Annotated in this window: 13 protein-coding genes; 8 read left to right on the top strand and 5 right to left on the bottom strand. The window is 72.8% G+C overall.

Features of this window, described 5'->3' with window-relative positions; genetic code table 11:
- The 4 genes from ACQEV1_RS49770 (at position 1) to tsaE (ending at position 4,325) form a co-directional block, all read left to right on the top strand.
- Positions 1–1,518 (top strand): NAD(P)H-hydrate dehydratase, encoded by a 1,518-nt coding sequence (locus ACQEV1_RS49770; RefSeq protein ID WP_433404964.1) that lies wholly within the window; start codon positions 1–3, stop codon positions 1,516–1,518.
- Between the two features lie 79 nt (positions 1,519–1,597).
- Positions 1,598–2,731 (top strand): alanine racemase, encoded by a 1,134-nt coding sequence (gene alr, locus ACQEV1_RS49765; RefSeq protein WP_433404961.1) that lies wholly within the window; start codon positions 1,598–1,600, stop codon positions 2,729–2,731.
- Positions 2,728–3,801: an alpha/beta fold hydrolase gene (locus ACQEV1_RS49760; protein WP_433404958.1), complete on the top strand. Its 1,074-nt coding sequence runs from the start codon at positions 2,728–2,730 to the stop codon at positions 3,799–3,801. Before alr ends, ACQEV1_RS49760 begins: the two co-directional genes overlap by 4 nt.
- Before the next feature lie 104 nt (positions 3,802–3,905).
- Positions 3,906–4,325: a tRNA (adenosine(37)-N6)-threonylcarbamoyltransferase complex ATPase subunit type 1 TsaE gene (gene tsaE / locus ACQEV1_RS49755; protein WP_432705601.1), complete on the top strand. Its 420-nt coding sequence runs from the start codon at positions 3,906–3,908 to the stop codon at positions 4,323–4,325.
- Between the two features lie 14 nt (positions 4,326–4,339).
- Here the strand turns inward: tsaE and ACQEV1_RS49750 are convergent, their stop codons facing one another.
- Positions 4,340–4,951: a nucleotidyltransferase domain-containing protein gene (locus ACQEV1_RS49750; protein WP_285625246.1), complete on the bottom strand. Its 612-nt coding sequence runs from the start codon at positions 4,949–4,951 to the stop codon at positions 4,340–4,342.
- Between the two features lie 159 nt (positions 4,952–5,110).
- Here ACQEV1_RS49750 and ACQEV1_RS49745 point away from each other — a divergent pair, with 159 nt between their 5' ends.
- Genes ACQEV1_RS49745 through tsaD form a run of 4 tightly spaced genes read left to right on the top strand, consistent with a single transcriptional unit; the run spans position 5,111 to position 8,038 of the window.
- Positions 5,111–5,830: a hypothetical protein gene (locus ACQEV1_RS49745; protein WP_433404955.1), complete on the top strand. Its 720-nt coding sequence runs from the start codon at positions 5,111–5,113 to the stop codon at positions 5,828–5,830.
- Between the two features lie 35 nt (positions 5,831–5,865).
- A complete protein-coding gene (gene tsaB, locus ACQEV1_RS49740) occupies positions 5,866–6,531 on the top strand; it encodes a tRNA (adenosine(37)-N6)-threonylcarbamoyltransferase complex dimerization subunit type 1 TsaB (RefSeq protein WP_285582597.1) in 666 nt (221 codons plus the stop codon).
- Entirely contained in the window at positions 6,528–7,010 is a 483-nt protein-coding gene (rimI, locus tag ACQEV1_RS49735; protein WP_285582595.1) for a ribosomal protein S18-alanine N-acetyltransferase, read from the top strand. Before tsaB ends, rimI begins: the two co-directional genes overlap by 4 nt.
- Positions 7,007–8,038, top strand: a complete 1,032-nt coding sequence (tsaD, locus tag ACQEV1_RS49730; RefSeq protein ID WP_285582593.1) for a tRNA (adenosine(37)-N6)-threonylcarbamoyltransferase complex transferase subunit TsaD — start codon at positions 7,007–7,009, stop codon at positions 8,036–8,038. Before rimI ends, tsaD begins: the two co-directional genes overlap by 4 nt.
- A gap of 23 nt (positions 8,039–8,061) precedes the next feature.
- Here the strand turns inward: tsaD and ACQEV1_RS49725 are convergent, their stop codons facing one another.
- The 4 genes from ACQEV1_RS49725 to ACQEV1_RS49710 all read right to left on the bottom strand — a co-directional run bounded on the left by ACQEV1_RS49725 (position 8,062) and on the right by ACQEV1_RS49710 (position 12,171).
- A complete protein-coding gene (locus ACQEV1_RS49725; protein ID WP_285625254.1) occupies positions 8,062–8,985 on the bottom strand; it encodes a phosphotransferase family protein in 924 nt (307 codons plus the stop codon).
- Positions 8,986–9,189: 204 nt separating this feature from the next.
- Positions 9,190–10,434 carry a hypothetical protein gene (locus tag ACQEV1_RS49720; protein WP_285582590.1) on the bottom strand — a complete coding sequence of 415 codons (1,245 nt, stop codon included), beginning with the start codon at positions 10,432–10,434 and terminating at the stop codon, positions 9,190–9,192.
- Positions 10,435–10,595: 161 nt separating this feature from the next.
- A complete protein-coding gene (locus ACQEV1_RS49715) occupies positions 10,596–10,808 on the bottom strand; it encodes a zf-TFIIB domain-containing protein (protein ID WP_285582589.1) in 213 nt (70 codons plus the stop codon).
- A gap of 124 nt (positions 10,809–10,932) precedes the next feature.
- Positions 10,933–12,171 carry a THUMP-like domain-containing protein gene (locus ACQEV1_RS49710; RefSeq protein WP_433404950.1) on the bottom strand — a complete coding sequence of 413 codons (1,239 nt, stop codon included), beginning with the start codon at positions 12,169–12,171 and terminating at the stop codon, positions 10,933–10,935.
- Positions 12,172–12,194 lie beyond the last annotated feature (23 nt).

Raw genomic sequence — 12,194 nt, 5'->3', positions numbered from 1 at the left:
ATGCGGTACGCGTACGAGGTGGAGAAGGTCCGCGCCGCCGAACGCGCCCTGATGGCCCGGCTGCCCGAGGGCGCGCTCATGCGGCGTGCCGCGGCCGGGCTCGCCTCCGTCTGCGCGGGCCTGCTGCGCAGCGGGCGGGCGGGGGTCACCGGCCCGGGCGACGGCGTGTACGGCGCGGAGGTCGTGCTGCTGGTCGGCAGCGGTGACAACGGCGGCGACGCGCTGTACGCCGGCGAACGGCTGGCCCGCCGCGGCGCGCGGGTCACCGCGATCCTGGCCGGTTCGAAGACCCACGAGGGCGGCCTGGCGGCGCTGCGTTCGGCCGGGGGACGCGCCGTCGAGGCGGGCGACGGCGACCGGCCGGTGCGCGCGATCGAGGCCGCGGACCTGATCATCGACGGAATGCTCGGCATCGGCGGCCGGGGCGGGCTCCGCGAGCCGTACGCGACTCTGGCCGGGCACGCCTCGTGCGCCATCGCCACCCTCGTGGCGTGCGACCTGCCCAGCGGCGTCGACGCCGACACCGGCGTGGTGAGCGGTGCGGCCGTCCGCGCCGACGTGACGGTGACGTTCGGGGCGTACAAGCCGGGCCTCTTCGTCGATCCCGGAGCCGGGCACGCGGGCGTGGTCGAGCTGGTCGACATCGGGCTCGGCCCGTACCTGAGCGACCCGGACGCGTGCCTGCCGCAGGCGGTCGACGTCGACCTGTGGACCCCCCAGGCGCAGCGGGAGTCCAACAAGTACCGCCGCGGTGTTCCCGGCGTGCTCGCCGGGAGCGAGACCTTCACCGGGGCCGCGGTGCTGTCGGTCGGCGGCGCCGTACGGGGCGGCGCCGGCATGGTGCGCTTCGCCTCGGCGCGGCACGCGGTCGAGCTCGTCCGGCACCACTGGCCGGAGGCGGTGACCAGCGTGGTCGAGGACTCCCTGAGCGGCGTCGGGCGGGTCAACGCCTGGGTCGCCGGACCCGGCATGGGCACCGACGAGCGGGCCGAGACGCTGCTGGGCGAGGTGCTCGCCACCGATCGGCCGGTGCTGGTCGACGCCGACGGGCTCACCGTCCTGACTCGCCGCCGCGACCTGCTGGGGCGCAGCGCCCCGACCGTGCTCACCCCGCACGCCGGCGAGCTCGCCCGGCTGCTGGGCACCGACGCGGACCAGGTCGAGGCCCGGCGGCTCGAACACGTACGCCGGGCCGCCGAGGAACTCAACGCGACGGTGCTGCTCAAGGGCTCCACCACGGTCATCGCCGAGGCCGGCCGGCCGGTGCGCGTGAACCCGACCGGCACGCCGCGGCTCGCCACCGCGGGCACCGGCGACGTGCTGTCCGGCCTGATCGGCGCGTTCCTGGCCGGTGGGGCGGCCGCGATCGACGCCGCGGCCGCAGGCGCGTACCTCCACGGTCTCGCCGGGCGCCTCGCCGCCGCCGGTCCGGAGCCGGGCTCCGACGCGGAGGCTCCGATCAGCGCTCAGGACGTCGTCGACGCCGTTCCCGCCGCCTTCCGCACGCTCGCCGGCTGAGCTCCGGAGCCGGCCTTCGCGTGCGGCGCGCCCGTCGCCGATGGCCTGGGCAAGGGTCCGGCGCTGCCACACTTGGTGCATGAGCGTTACCACAGCGGCCCGTGTCGATCTTGGTGCGATCAGGCGCAACGTCGAGTTGCTGCGGGAGAGCGCCCCGGGTGCCGAGCTGATGGCGGTCGTCAAGGCGGACGGCTACGGTCACGGGATCATCCCGGCCGCACGCGCCGCGGTGGCGGGCGGAGCGTCCTGGCTGGGCGTCGCCACCCTGGACGAGGCGCTGACCCTGCGGCGCGCCGGCCTCGACGTGCGGGCGATGTGCTGGCTGTACGCGCCCGGCGAGCGGTTCGACGACGCCGTCGCCGAAGACGTCGACCTGTCGGCCACCTCCGTCGGGCAGGTCGAGGAGATCACCCGGGCCGCCGCCCGCGTCGGGCGGCAGGTCAGACTGCACCTGAAGACCGACACCGGGCTGGCCCGCAGCGGCGCGACCCCGGCCGACTGGCCCGCGCTGGTCGACGCCGCCCTGCGGGCCCAGGCCGAGGGCCTCGCCACGGTAGTCGGGCTCTGGTCCCACATGGCCTGCGCGGACGAGCCGGGCCACCCCTCGATCGCCGCCCAGCTCCGGGAGTTCGACGAGGCGGTCGAGCTCGCCGAGAAGGCCGGCGTACGGCCCGAGGTGCGCCACATCGCGAACTCCGCCGCCACGCTGACCCTCCCGGAGGCCCGTTACGACCTCGTACGGCCCGGCATCGCGGTCTACGGCCTGGATCCGATCCCCTCACTCGGGCCCGCGCGCCGTCTGGGCCTGCGGCCGGCGATGACACTGACCGGACGCCTGGCGCTGGCCAAACGGGTCGGGGCCGGGCAGGGCGTGTCGTACGGCCACCGGTACACCACCTCGGCGGAGACCACGCTCGGCCTGGTGCCGCTGGGGTACGCCGACGGGATCCCGCGGCACGGCACGAACCTCCTGGAGGTCTGGGCGGCGGGCCGGCGGCGGCGCGTCGCGGGCACCGTGTGCATGGACCAGTTCGTCATCGACGTCGGCGACGACGAGATCCACGCGGGCGACGAGGTGATCCTCTTCGGGCCGGGCGACCACGGCGAACCCACCGCCCAGGACTGGGCGGACATGCTCGGCACGATCTCATATGAGATCGTCACCAGGATCGGGGCCCGGGTCCCCCGTACCTACGCTGAAGAGGCGGTATGAACAAGAAGCGAGCCGGCCTGATCGGTGCCGCGATCGGCACCGCCGGGGCCATCGGTGTCGGCGCGGTCGTCGGGGCGCGCCGCTACGCCGTCGGACGCGAACGCCTGCGTCCCGACCCCGACCGGTACGAACGGTTCGGCGAGCTGCGCGGCCGCCCCCAGACCGTCCTCGCGAGTGACGGGGTACCCCTCCACGTCGAGGTCGACGGGCCGGACGACGCCGCCCTCACGGTCGTGTTCAGCCACGGCTACTGCCTGACCCAGGACTCCTGGCACTTCCAGCGGCGCGACCTGGCCCGCCTCGACGACGTGCGGATGGTCTTCTGGGACCAGCGCAGCCACGGTCGTTCGGGGCGCAGCGACCTCACCCACGCCACCATCGACCAGTGCGGCGACGACCTGCTCGCGGTGATCGAGGCCACCACCTCGCCGGGGCGGCCGGTCGTGCTCGTCGGTCACTCCATGGGCGGCATGACGATCATGGCGCTGGCCGACCGGCACCCGGAGCTGTTCGGCTCGCGCGTCGTCGGTGTGGCCCTGGTCAACACCTCGTCGGGGCAGCTCGCCGAGCTCACGCTGGGCCTGCCGGAGCTGTTCGGCAAGGTGTTCCGGCGCGCCGTGCCCGGCGTCGTACGGGGCATCGGCAAGCGCGGCGCGCTGGTCGACAAGGGCCGCCGCATCGGCGCCGACGTGGCCTTCGTGATCACCCGCCGGATCGCGTTCGCCGACCGTGAGGTGAGCCCGTCGATCGTGGAGTTCGTGGAGGGAATGATCGGGTCCACGCCCACCGACGTGATCGCGGAGTTCTACCCGACGCTCGCCGAGCACGACAAGCTGGAGGCGCTCGGGGTGCTCCGGGACCTGCCCGCCGTGATCGTGGTCGGCGACGACGACCGGCTCACCCCGCCCGCGCACGGGCGGGCCATCGCGGCGGCGCTGCCGGACGCCGAACTGATCGAGGTGGCCGAGGGAGGCCACGTGTTGATGCTCGAACACCCCGAGGCCGTCACCGATGCCATCGCCGAACTGATCGGCCGCGTCCGGCCCGTGGCCGAGGAGCGTTCCGCATGAGCGAACGGAGTGAGCGAACCGGTAACACGGCACCCGTGGTCACTCTTCCGGCGAAGGAGGATTCTTTGACCAGCAGCCCACTTCGTGTTCCGACCGAGGGAGAGATGCGCGACCTGGGCCGCCGGCTGGCCGCCCTGCTGCGCGCCGGCGACCTCGTGCTGCTGTCCGGTCCGCTCGGCGCGGGCAAGACGACCCTGACCCAGGGCCTGGGCGACGGCCTGCAGGTCCGGGGCCCGATCACCTCACCGACCTTCGTGATCGCGCGGGTGCATCCGTCACTGGCGGGCGGCCCGGCGCTCGTGCACGCCGACGCGTACCGGCTCGGCGGCCTGGACGAGCTGGACGACCTCGATCTCGACCTGCAGGACGCGATCACCGTGGTCGAGTGGGGCGGCGGCATCGCCGAGGGCCTGTCCGACGACCGCCTGGAGATCGTCATCGAACGCAGCGAGACGGACGAGCGCACGGTCACGCTGACCGGCGTCGGCGCCCGATGGGCGACCCTGGGCGACCAGCCGATCTGACGGGCCCGCGCCGTTCAGTACGCGAGCCGTTCCCGCCACGGGTGCGCGCCGAAGCAGTGCGCCAGGGCCTCGCTCAGCCACCGTCGCCGCGCCTCGTCGAGCAGGGGCAGGACCGCGAGGAGATCGGTCTCGTCCTTCCGCCGGGGCCGCTTGGCCTTGTAGAACAGCTGGATCTCGGGCGCGAGGTAGGGGATGCCGTCCGGACCGGCCGCCCCGATCCCGGCCAGCGGGCGCCGGACGGCGGGATCTCGCCGGGACACCCACTCCTCGCCGTCCGCCTCGTCCAGCATCACCTGGACACGCCACGGTTCGCCGGGTCCCGGACGGCACCAGATGTCGTGGACGGCCGGCGGCAGCACCTCGGAGGGCTCCCAGGGACGCAGGACCCCCGGTGGGTCGGCCGCCCAGCACTCCCAGCCGCGCAGGGCGTCGTGCAGGTGGAACTGGTCCCGGCGCAGCATCATCACGTCGATGTCACCGTGGTCGCGGACGCGACGGCCGACGGCGAGCTCGATGGCGTACCCGCCGGCGATCCACCACGGGCACGGCAGGGCGGCGAACAGCGACGCGACCCGCGCGGGCGTCGCCGGCTCCCAGCGCCCGTACGGCGCGACGATCGACTTCATCGGTACGTCTCTCCGACCCGTGGCCCACGGCCCACCGTGACGGCCATACCAAATCGGGGACCCTCGAGCGGTCAAGATTACGATCTTGTCGTACTCTCTTCCCCTGAATCTCATCTTCCGGCAAAGCACGCGAACGGGAGATGAGGGAGGAGGGACCTGGTGAGCGGTCGTCGTCGTGCCGCCCGGCCGGCCAGACGCCGGGGCCGGCTTGTCGCCGCCGCCTGCGCGGCCGCGTTCGTCCTCGTCGTGTCCGGCGCCGTGGCCTGGGTCTCTCTCGGCGGGGACCATGCCCACCAGCCGCGCTCCCGCGACGCGGGGGCCGAGAGTTCGCCGATGAGCACCGGCCGGGGGTCCGACCGCGACGCCGTGCCTAGCGCCTGCGACACGCTCAGCAAGAGCGTCGCCGACAAACTGGCTCCCGGCGCCGACCGCAGCGCGACCCTCGCCAACCAGTCCGACGAGCACAGCGAATGCGCCTGGAGCCTGTACGGCTCCCGTACCCGCCAGCTGAGCGTCGAACTGCGCGCCCTCGCCGCCACCGGCGGCACGTCCGCCACGGACACCGCGATCCGTACCTTCTCCACCGAGTGGCAGGCCGACCGCGGCGGCAAGGATCTCTCGGACGGCGTCAAGGTACGGGACAGCCGGGGCGTGAGCGGCGTCGGTGAACAGGCGTACGTCGTGTACACGGTCGACGTCTCCGCCGCGATCGGTGAGGCCGTCGCCAACGCCCGCCTCGCCAACGTGCTGATCACCGTGCACTACTCCGGCGGAGACCATCTCAACGCCGCCGGCACGCCGCTGTCCTCCCACACCGCCAGCGACGGCGCCCTCGGCGCCGCCCGCGACATCGTGTCCAAGCTCGAGTCGCACTCGTAACTGGCAGTGGCCGGGGCGCGCTACCCTCAAGGATCGTGCTGGTCCTGGCTTTCGATACCGCGACCGCCGCGGTCACCGTCGCGCTGAGCGAGTGGGCCCCGGGCGAGACGCCACGTCTCCGGGCCGAGTCCAAGGTCGTCGATCGACGCAGACACGCGGAGGTGCTCGCGCCCGCGATCGACACCGTGCTCGGTGACGCTCAGGTGCGCCGCGAAGACCTGTCCGCGATCGCCGTCGGCGTCGGTCCCGGTCCGTACACCGGGCTGCGGGTCGGCCTGGTCACGGCGCGCTCGCTCGGCGCCGTGCTGCAGATCCCGGTGCACGGCGTCTGCACGCTCGACGCGCTCGCCTGGGAGTCGAAGCGGACCGATCCGTTCGTGGTGGCCACCGACGCGCGCCGCAAAGAGGTCTACTGGGCGCGGTACGACTCGGCGACCGTCCGCACCGACGGGCCGTCGGTCGGCAAGCCGGCCGACGCCGCGATTCCCGGTCTGCCCGCGCTGGGTGAGGGCGCGCTGCTCTACCCCGACGTGCTCAAGGGCGAGACTCCGGCGCTGCCGTCGGCGGCCGCGATCGCCGAGCTCGTCGTCTCGCGGCTGTCCGGGGGCGCCGGGCCCGATCTGCTGCCGCCCGAGCCGCTCTACCTGCGCAAGCCCGACGCGCGTGAGCCCGGGCCCCGCAAGCGGGTGACGCCGGGATGAAGGTCCGCGACCTGACTCTCGACGACCTGCCGGCGGTGCTGGAGCTCGAACACCTGCTGTTCCCCGACGACGCCTGGTCCGAGAAGACGTACCGCGGCGAGCTGGTCGATCGCACCGGCACCCGCCGCTACGTCGCCGTGGACGACGACGGCGTGCTCGCGGGCTGGGCCGGCCTGTCCGCTGTGGGCGGGCAGGGCGACGTGCTGACCATCGGCGTACGCCCCGAGCTCCAGGGCCGGGGCATCGGCTCGGCGCTGCTGACCGCGCTGCTGGAAGAGGCGGCCGTACGCGGCTGCGTCGAGATCTTCCTCGACGTGCGGGCCGACAACGACCGGGCGCGCCGGCTCTACGAGCGCTTCGGCTTCACCGCCGTCGGCGTCCGCAAGCGCTACTACCAGCCCTCCGGGGTGGACGCGATCGTGATGATGAAGGAGTCGCGGCCGGGCGAGGCGCCGGCGCGGCAGGGGGTGAAACCGTGACGGACCAGCCGCTGGTGCTGGGCATCGAGACGTCGTGCGACGAGACCGGCGTGGGCGTGGTCCGCGGCCACACTCTCCTCGCCGACGCGATCGCCTCCAGCGTCGACGAACACGCCAGGTTCGGCGGGGTGGTGCCCGAGGTGGCCTCCCGCGCCCACCTGGAGGCGATGACGCCGACCGTGGACCGGGCGCTGAGCGAGGCCGGCGTGACGCTCGCCGACGTCGACGCGATCGCGGTCACCGCCGGCCCCGGCCTGGCCGGCGCCCTGCTCGTGGGCGTCGCGGCGGCCAAGGCGTACGCCCTGGGCCTGGGCAAGCCGCTGTACGGCGTCAACCATCTCGCCGCCCACGTGGCCGTCGACCAGCTCGAACACGGTCCGCTGCCCAAGCCCTGCGTGGCCCTCCTCGTCTCCGGCGGGCACTCATCGCTCCTTCTCGTGCCGGACGTGGCCTCCGACGTGCGCCCGCTGGGCGCGACGGTCGACGACGCCGCCGGCGAGGCGTTCGACAAGGTGGCACGAGTGCTCGACCTCGGCTTCCCCGGCGGCCCGTACATCGACCGCGCGGCGCGCGAGGGCGACCGGGCGTCGATCTCCTTCCCGCGCGGCAAGTACGAGGACGGCACCTACGACTTCTCCTTCTCGGGGCTGAAGACCGCGGTGGCCCGCTGGGTCGAGTCACGCGAGCGCGCCGGCGAGCCGGTGCCGGTGGCCGACGTCGCGGCGGCGTTCCAGGAGGCGGTGGTGGACGTGCTGACCAAGAAGGCCATCGCCGCCTGCAAGGACAACGGCGTCTCCCACCTGCTCGTCGGCGGCGGCGTCGCGGCCAACTCCCGCCTGCGGGCGCTGGCCCAGGAGCGCTGTGAGGCGGCCGGCATCCAGCTGCGGGTGCCGCGCCCGAAACTGTGCACCGACAACGGCGCGATGGTCGCGGCCCTCGGCGCGGAACTCGTCGGCGCGGGCCTGAAGCCCTCGGCCCTCGACCTCCCGGCCGACTCGTCCCTGCCGATCACCGACGTGCTGGTGTAGGGCGCGGTTCGGCGAGTCCGACCTCAGAACCGCGTCGCGGGCGCGCCCAGCTCGATCAGGGCGTGCTCCAGGAAGCTCTCCAGCGCGGGGATGTCGTTCGGCGAGATCGGGCGCAGCGGCTGCTCGGGCAGGAGGTCGAGCACGGTGCGCAGGTCCCAGTACGGGTTGTGCCGGTAGCCGCCGGAGACCTGGTCGAAGGCCCCGAGGAACTGGTCGGCGACCTCGACCCCGTACCGGAGGGCGAGGTTCCACCGCATGTGGGCCACGTCGACGGCGGCCGGTCCGTGTGAGGCGCCGGACCAGTCGACGATGCCGGTGAGCCGCCCGTACGCCCAGAGGGTGTTGTCGGGCAGGTAGTCACGGTGGATGAAGTGCGGTGTGGCGCCGGGGGACGGGCCGGCCGCGATGTCGAACGCCCGCTCCCACAGTGCCGGATGCCGGGCGTTGATCGGCGCGAGACGCACGTCGAGGTGGTTGTACGGGCGGTAGGGCGGCATCGTGGAGGCGCCCCCGACCGCGTGTACCGACAGCAGACCGGCGGCCAGCTGGATGAGGTATTCGGGCAGCTCTTCGCGCGCCGGTCGCGGCGGGTGGCCGAGCAGCCTCGTGATCAGCAGCGTCGGCGTCTCGCAGTGGGCGCCCGAGGGGTCGGCGGCCACGAGCGACGGCGTCGGGATCTCGCAGCCCGCCAGGAGCGTCAGCGCGGCGATCTCGCGCTCGGGCGAGAACTCGATGTCGATGTCCGGCCAGGACGCGGAGGCCCAGCGGCGCAGCACGAGCCGGTGCACGGTGCCGGAGCGGCTCTCCGCGAGCAGCGCGTGGTTGATGTGGGACAGGCCGCCGACGAGCGGCCGGACCATCTTCACCTCGCTGCCCGGCCCCAGGCATTCCTCGACCCAGCGCAGCGTCGCAGCGCTCAGCGGCTCTGAGAATCTGGGGAAGGTCACGGGTCCCATCCAAACGGATTCCGAACCGTATCGGGAGTGATTTTATCAATCCAAGGCGAAGTAAACGGCATGTCATTGCGGCCCGACGATCTTCTTGGGTCTGCTATTAATCCCGAAAACCCCGCAAATACCTATGTGTGCAGCGTTTCGCGCAAAGGGCGACGAAAAGGCCGCTCCGGGACAAGACCGGAGCGGCCGTCGTCGTCACTCCTTGCTCTCCCGGCGCGGGCGGAACAGCGCCTCGGCCAGCGCGAGCATGGTCTCCTCAAGAGTGATGAGCCGCTTCATGAGGTCCTCGTGGACCGAGGTCATGCGCTGCGTCATGTCGTGCTGGGCCGTGTCGACCTTCTTGCTCACGTCCTCGTGCACACCGCCGACCTGCCGCAGCAGGTCCTCGCGGAGGATCTCCATGTGTTTGGTGAGGTCGGAGCGCGACGACTCGACGATCTTGGAGAGGGTCTCCTCGGCCTCGTCGCGGTCGGGCCGCGCCCGCAACTCGTCGACGAGCGGGTCGATCGCCTCGGCCAGGCGTTTCTCCAGGGCGTCGAAGCGGTCGGTCGGATCGATGAACGGCCGGTCGCCGATGGCGGCGAGTTTGCGGTGCAACTCGCCGATCTCCAGCGTGACCGGCAGCTGGCCGATGCGCTGGTTGACCCCGTCGACGCGGTCGTCGACCCCTTCGATCTTGGCCTCGAGCCCCTGGAAGTGGCCCTCGATGCCCTTGATCTTGCCGGACAGGCCCTCGACGCGGCCGTCGATGCCGTCGAGACGCCCGCCGACGCCCTCGACCCTGCCGTTGACCGCGTCGAGGCCCTGCTCGACGCGCTCGGCCATGTCGCCGAGCGACTGGTCGACCTTGCCGGCCACGGCGTTGATCTGGTGCTCGAGCTTCTCGGAGCGGTGTCCGAGGTCGGCGAGGGTCTTGTCGAGCCGGTTGAAGCGTACGGACGCGGCCTCCATCGTGCCCGCCAGCCGGTCAAGGCGTTTGGTGAGGTCGTCCATCTGCTGCGCGGCCCGCAGCGTCGCGTCGGTGATGCTCTTGCTCGAGTCGAGGACGTTCTGGATGCGGGAGAGGCCCTCGTCGACGTTCTCCGCGATGACGCCGACGTCGGCCCACAGCGAGGGCAGCTCGGCGACCGGCTTGACCTTCTCGCCGACGGACTCGATGTGCTCGGCCAGCCCCTCGGCCCACTCCGGAGGCTTGCCGTACAGCTCGTCGACCTGGCCACGAACCGAGTCGAGCTGGGTTGTCAGGCCGCTGAGCTCGCGCTCGCGCACCTCGCGGAGCAGCCACTCGATGCCCTCGAGCCGCTGATGGATCTCGTCGAGGACCTGACCTGTCGAGCGTTGCTCGTAAACATGATCTTGAGCAGCGCGGGCCAGCAATTCCCGCATTCGGTCCGAGACCGGTTGACCTCCTGTCTGCAGGAAGTTGTGATTGGTGTCCACCCGGGGAGCTCCTTCGTTTTGCCGGGTCGCCGGCCTGCGCGCGGAAATGGCAGTGGCGTGCGTCGCGAAGGGTCACTCTAATGAGCCGACCATGGTCATCGAGCGTAAGCAAAGAAATTCAGGGAAAAGAGATCCTTATCCCGGAGTAGCGGAATGCCGTTTTAGTCGCGGCGGTGACGGCCTTCGTAAGGCGCGGACGCCGCATGCGCGTTCGCCCCCGTGCTCGCGGCGCCCCGGCCGAGGAGCCGGTCGAGTTCGCCGCGGCCGAGGAAGACGCCGCGACATGCGCCGCACTCCCGCAGGGTGACGCCGGCGCGGTGAAAGCCGGCCATGGCGACGCCGCACTTGGGACATTGCAGCACGGCGTCGGTCATCGTCGTTCCCCATTTCCCCCGTGCGCCCCACCGGGCGCTGCTCCCGCCCGCGCCCCCCGCGGCGCGGATTGCGGCCGCTGCCAAGAGTAGTCAACCCAATACGGCAATAGTCGCAGTGTTTGCCTTAGGGTGGCGTGTCTTCTGCCGTGACCTGGTGTCGGCGGGCCGCGCAGATGAGTGCCGTTGGTGTTTCGCCCACCCGAGTGAGAACCACGACCCACTCCTTGGACCCCGACGGCCGGAGGTCGCGCCGCAGGCGTTCGATGTCGGCGGCGAATCCCCGCTTCTTGATCGTCAGGGTGCCGGCGTCGCGTCGCCGCAGTTCCGCGCGCAGGCGTTTGACCGAGAAGGGCAGAACGTCGTGGATCTCGTACGCGCGGGCGAACGGCGTGGGCCGCAGCGTGTCGGAGGTGATGTAGGCGATGCGCGGGTCGGCGAGCGCCCCGCCGAGCGCGGCGGCGACCTCCGCGACGAGATGGGCGCGTACGACCGCTCCGTCCGGTTCGTAGAGATAACGCCGCCACGACGCGACGGGCGGGGGCCCGAGCGCCGGATCGGCCGTCATCGTGGCCGGCTCCGCGCCTTCCCTGAGCACGGTCGCCCGCCGCAGCGTCGTGCCCCGCCGCGCCCCGGACAGGCCGCCGAGCCACAACGCCGCCTCCTTGACCTCGCCGCCGTCGGAGATCCACTCGGCCTCGGCCCCCTCCGGCACTGCGTCGTGCGGGATGCCCGGCGCCACCTTCACGCAGCCGGCCGGCGCCGTACGGGCGAGGCCGAGCACGGTGGTCAGCGGCGGCTCGTACGCCTCCGGGTCGAACACCCGCCCGCGCGACGTGCGCCGCCCGGGGTCGGCGAAGACGGCGGCGTGCCGCGCGGGATCCTGGGCGACCGCGTCGCCCGCGCGTACGGAGGCGGAGTCCGCCAGGCCGAACGCCGCCACGTTCGCGCGGGCGACGGCGGCGGTCAGCGGGTCCAGGTCGACGCCGAGCCCACGGCAGCCGGCCCGCCCGCGCGCGACCAGGTCGCCGCCGATGCCGCAGCCCAGGTCGAGCACGCTCCCCGTGTCCTCCAGGTGGGCGGCGAAGCGCCGGGCCCGGTGCCGCGCGACGCTCGCCCGCGTCGCCTGCTCCAGGCCGGCCGGCGTGAAGTACATGCGGTCGGCGTCGGTGCCGAACTTGGCGCGCGCCCGCTGCCGCAGGCGTACCTGGGTCAGCGCGGCCCCGACCAGCTCCGGAGGATGGCGGGTGCGCAGCCGCGACGCGGTCGTCAGCAGCGCCCCCTCGCTCACGTCGGCCGCGCCCGCCTCGCCGAGCAGGGCCTGGCCGCCGGGGGTCAGCAGGCCTTCGAAAGCGGCGATGTCCACCCGAAGAAGGTAGCGACGCCCGC

Origin of the sequence: Actinoallomurus sp. CA-142502 (assembly GCF_050936355.1) — a bacterium.
Taxonomy (GTDB): Bacteria; Actinomycetota; Actinomycetes; order Streptosporangiales; family Streptosporangiaceae; genus Actinoallomurus; species Actinoallomurus iriomotensis.
Note: the sequence above shows the minus strand (reverse complement) of the source record. Positions and strands in the feature narration are given on the sequence as shown.

What these genes read in the sequence shown, in the direction of transcription:
- ACQEV1_RS49750 (WP_285625246.1), bottom strand. Translation starts at nt 4,951, where the DNA reads ATGAAGTCGATCGTCGCGCCGTACGGGCGCTGGGAGCCGGCGACGCCC.
- alr (WP_433404961.1), top strand. Translation starts at nt 1,598, where the DNA reads ATGAGCGTTACCACAGCGGCCCGTGTCGATCTTGGTGCGATCAGGCGC.
- ACQEV1_RS49770 (WP_433404964.1), top strand. Translation starts at nt 1, where the DNA reads ATGCGGTACGCGTACGAGGTGGAGAAGGTCCGCGCCGCCGAACGCGCC.
- rimI (WP_285582595.1), top strand. Translation starts at nt 6,528, where the DNA reads ATGAAGGTCCGCGACCTGACTCTCGACGACCTGCCGGCGGTGCTGGAG.
- ACQEV1_RS49760 (WP_433404958.1), top strand. Translation starts at nt 2,728, where the DNA reads ATGAACAAGAAGCGAGCCGGCCTGATCGGTGCCGCGATCGGCACCGCC.
- ACQEV1_RS49715 (WP_285582589.1), bottom strand. Translation starts at nt 10,808, where the DNA reads ATGACCGACGCCGTGCTGCAATGTCCCAAGTGCGGCGTCGCCATGGCC.
- tsaE (WP_432705601.1), top strand. Translation starts at nt 3,906, where the DNA reads ATGCGCGACCTGGGCCGCCGGCTGGCCGCCCTGCTGCGCGCCGGCGAC.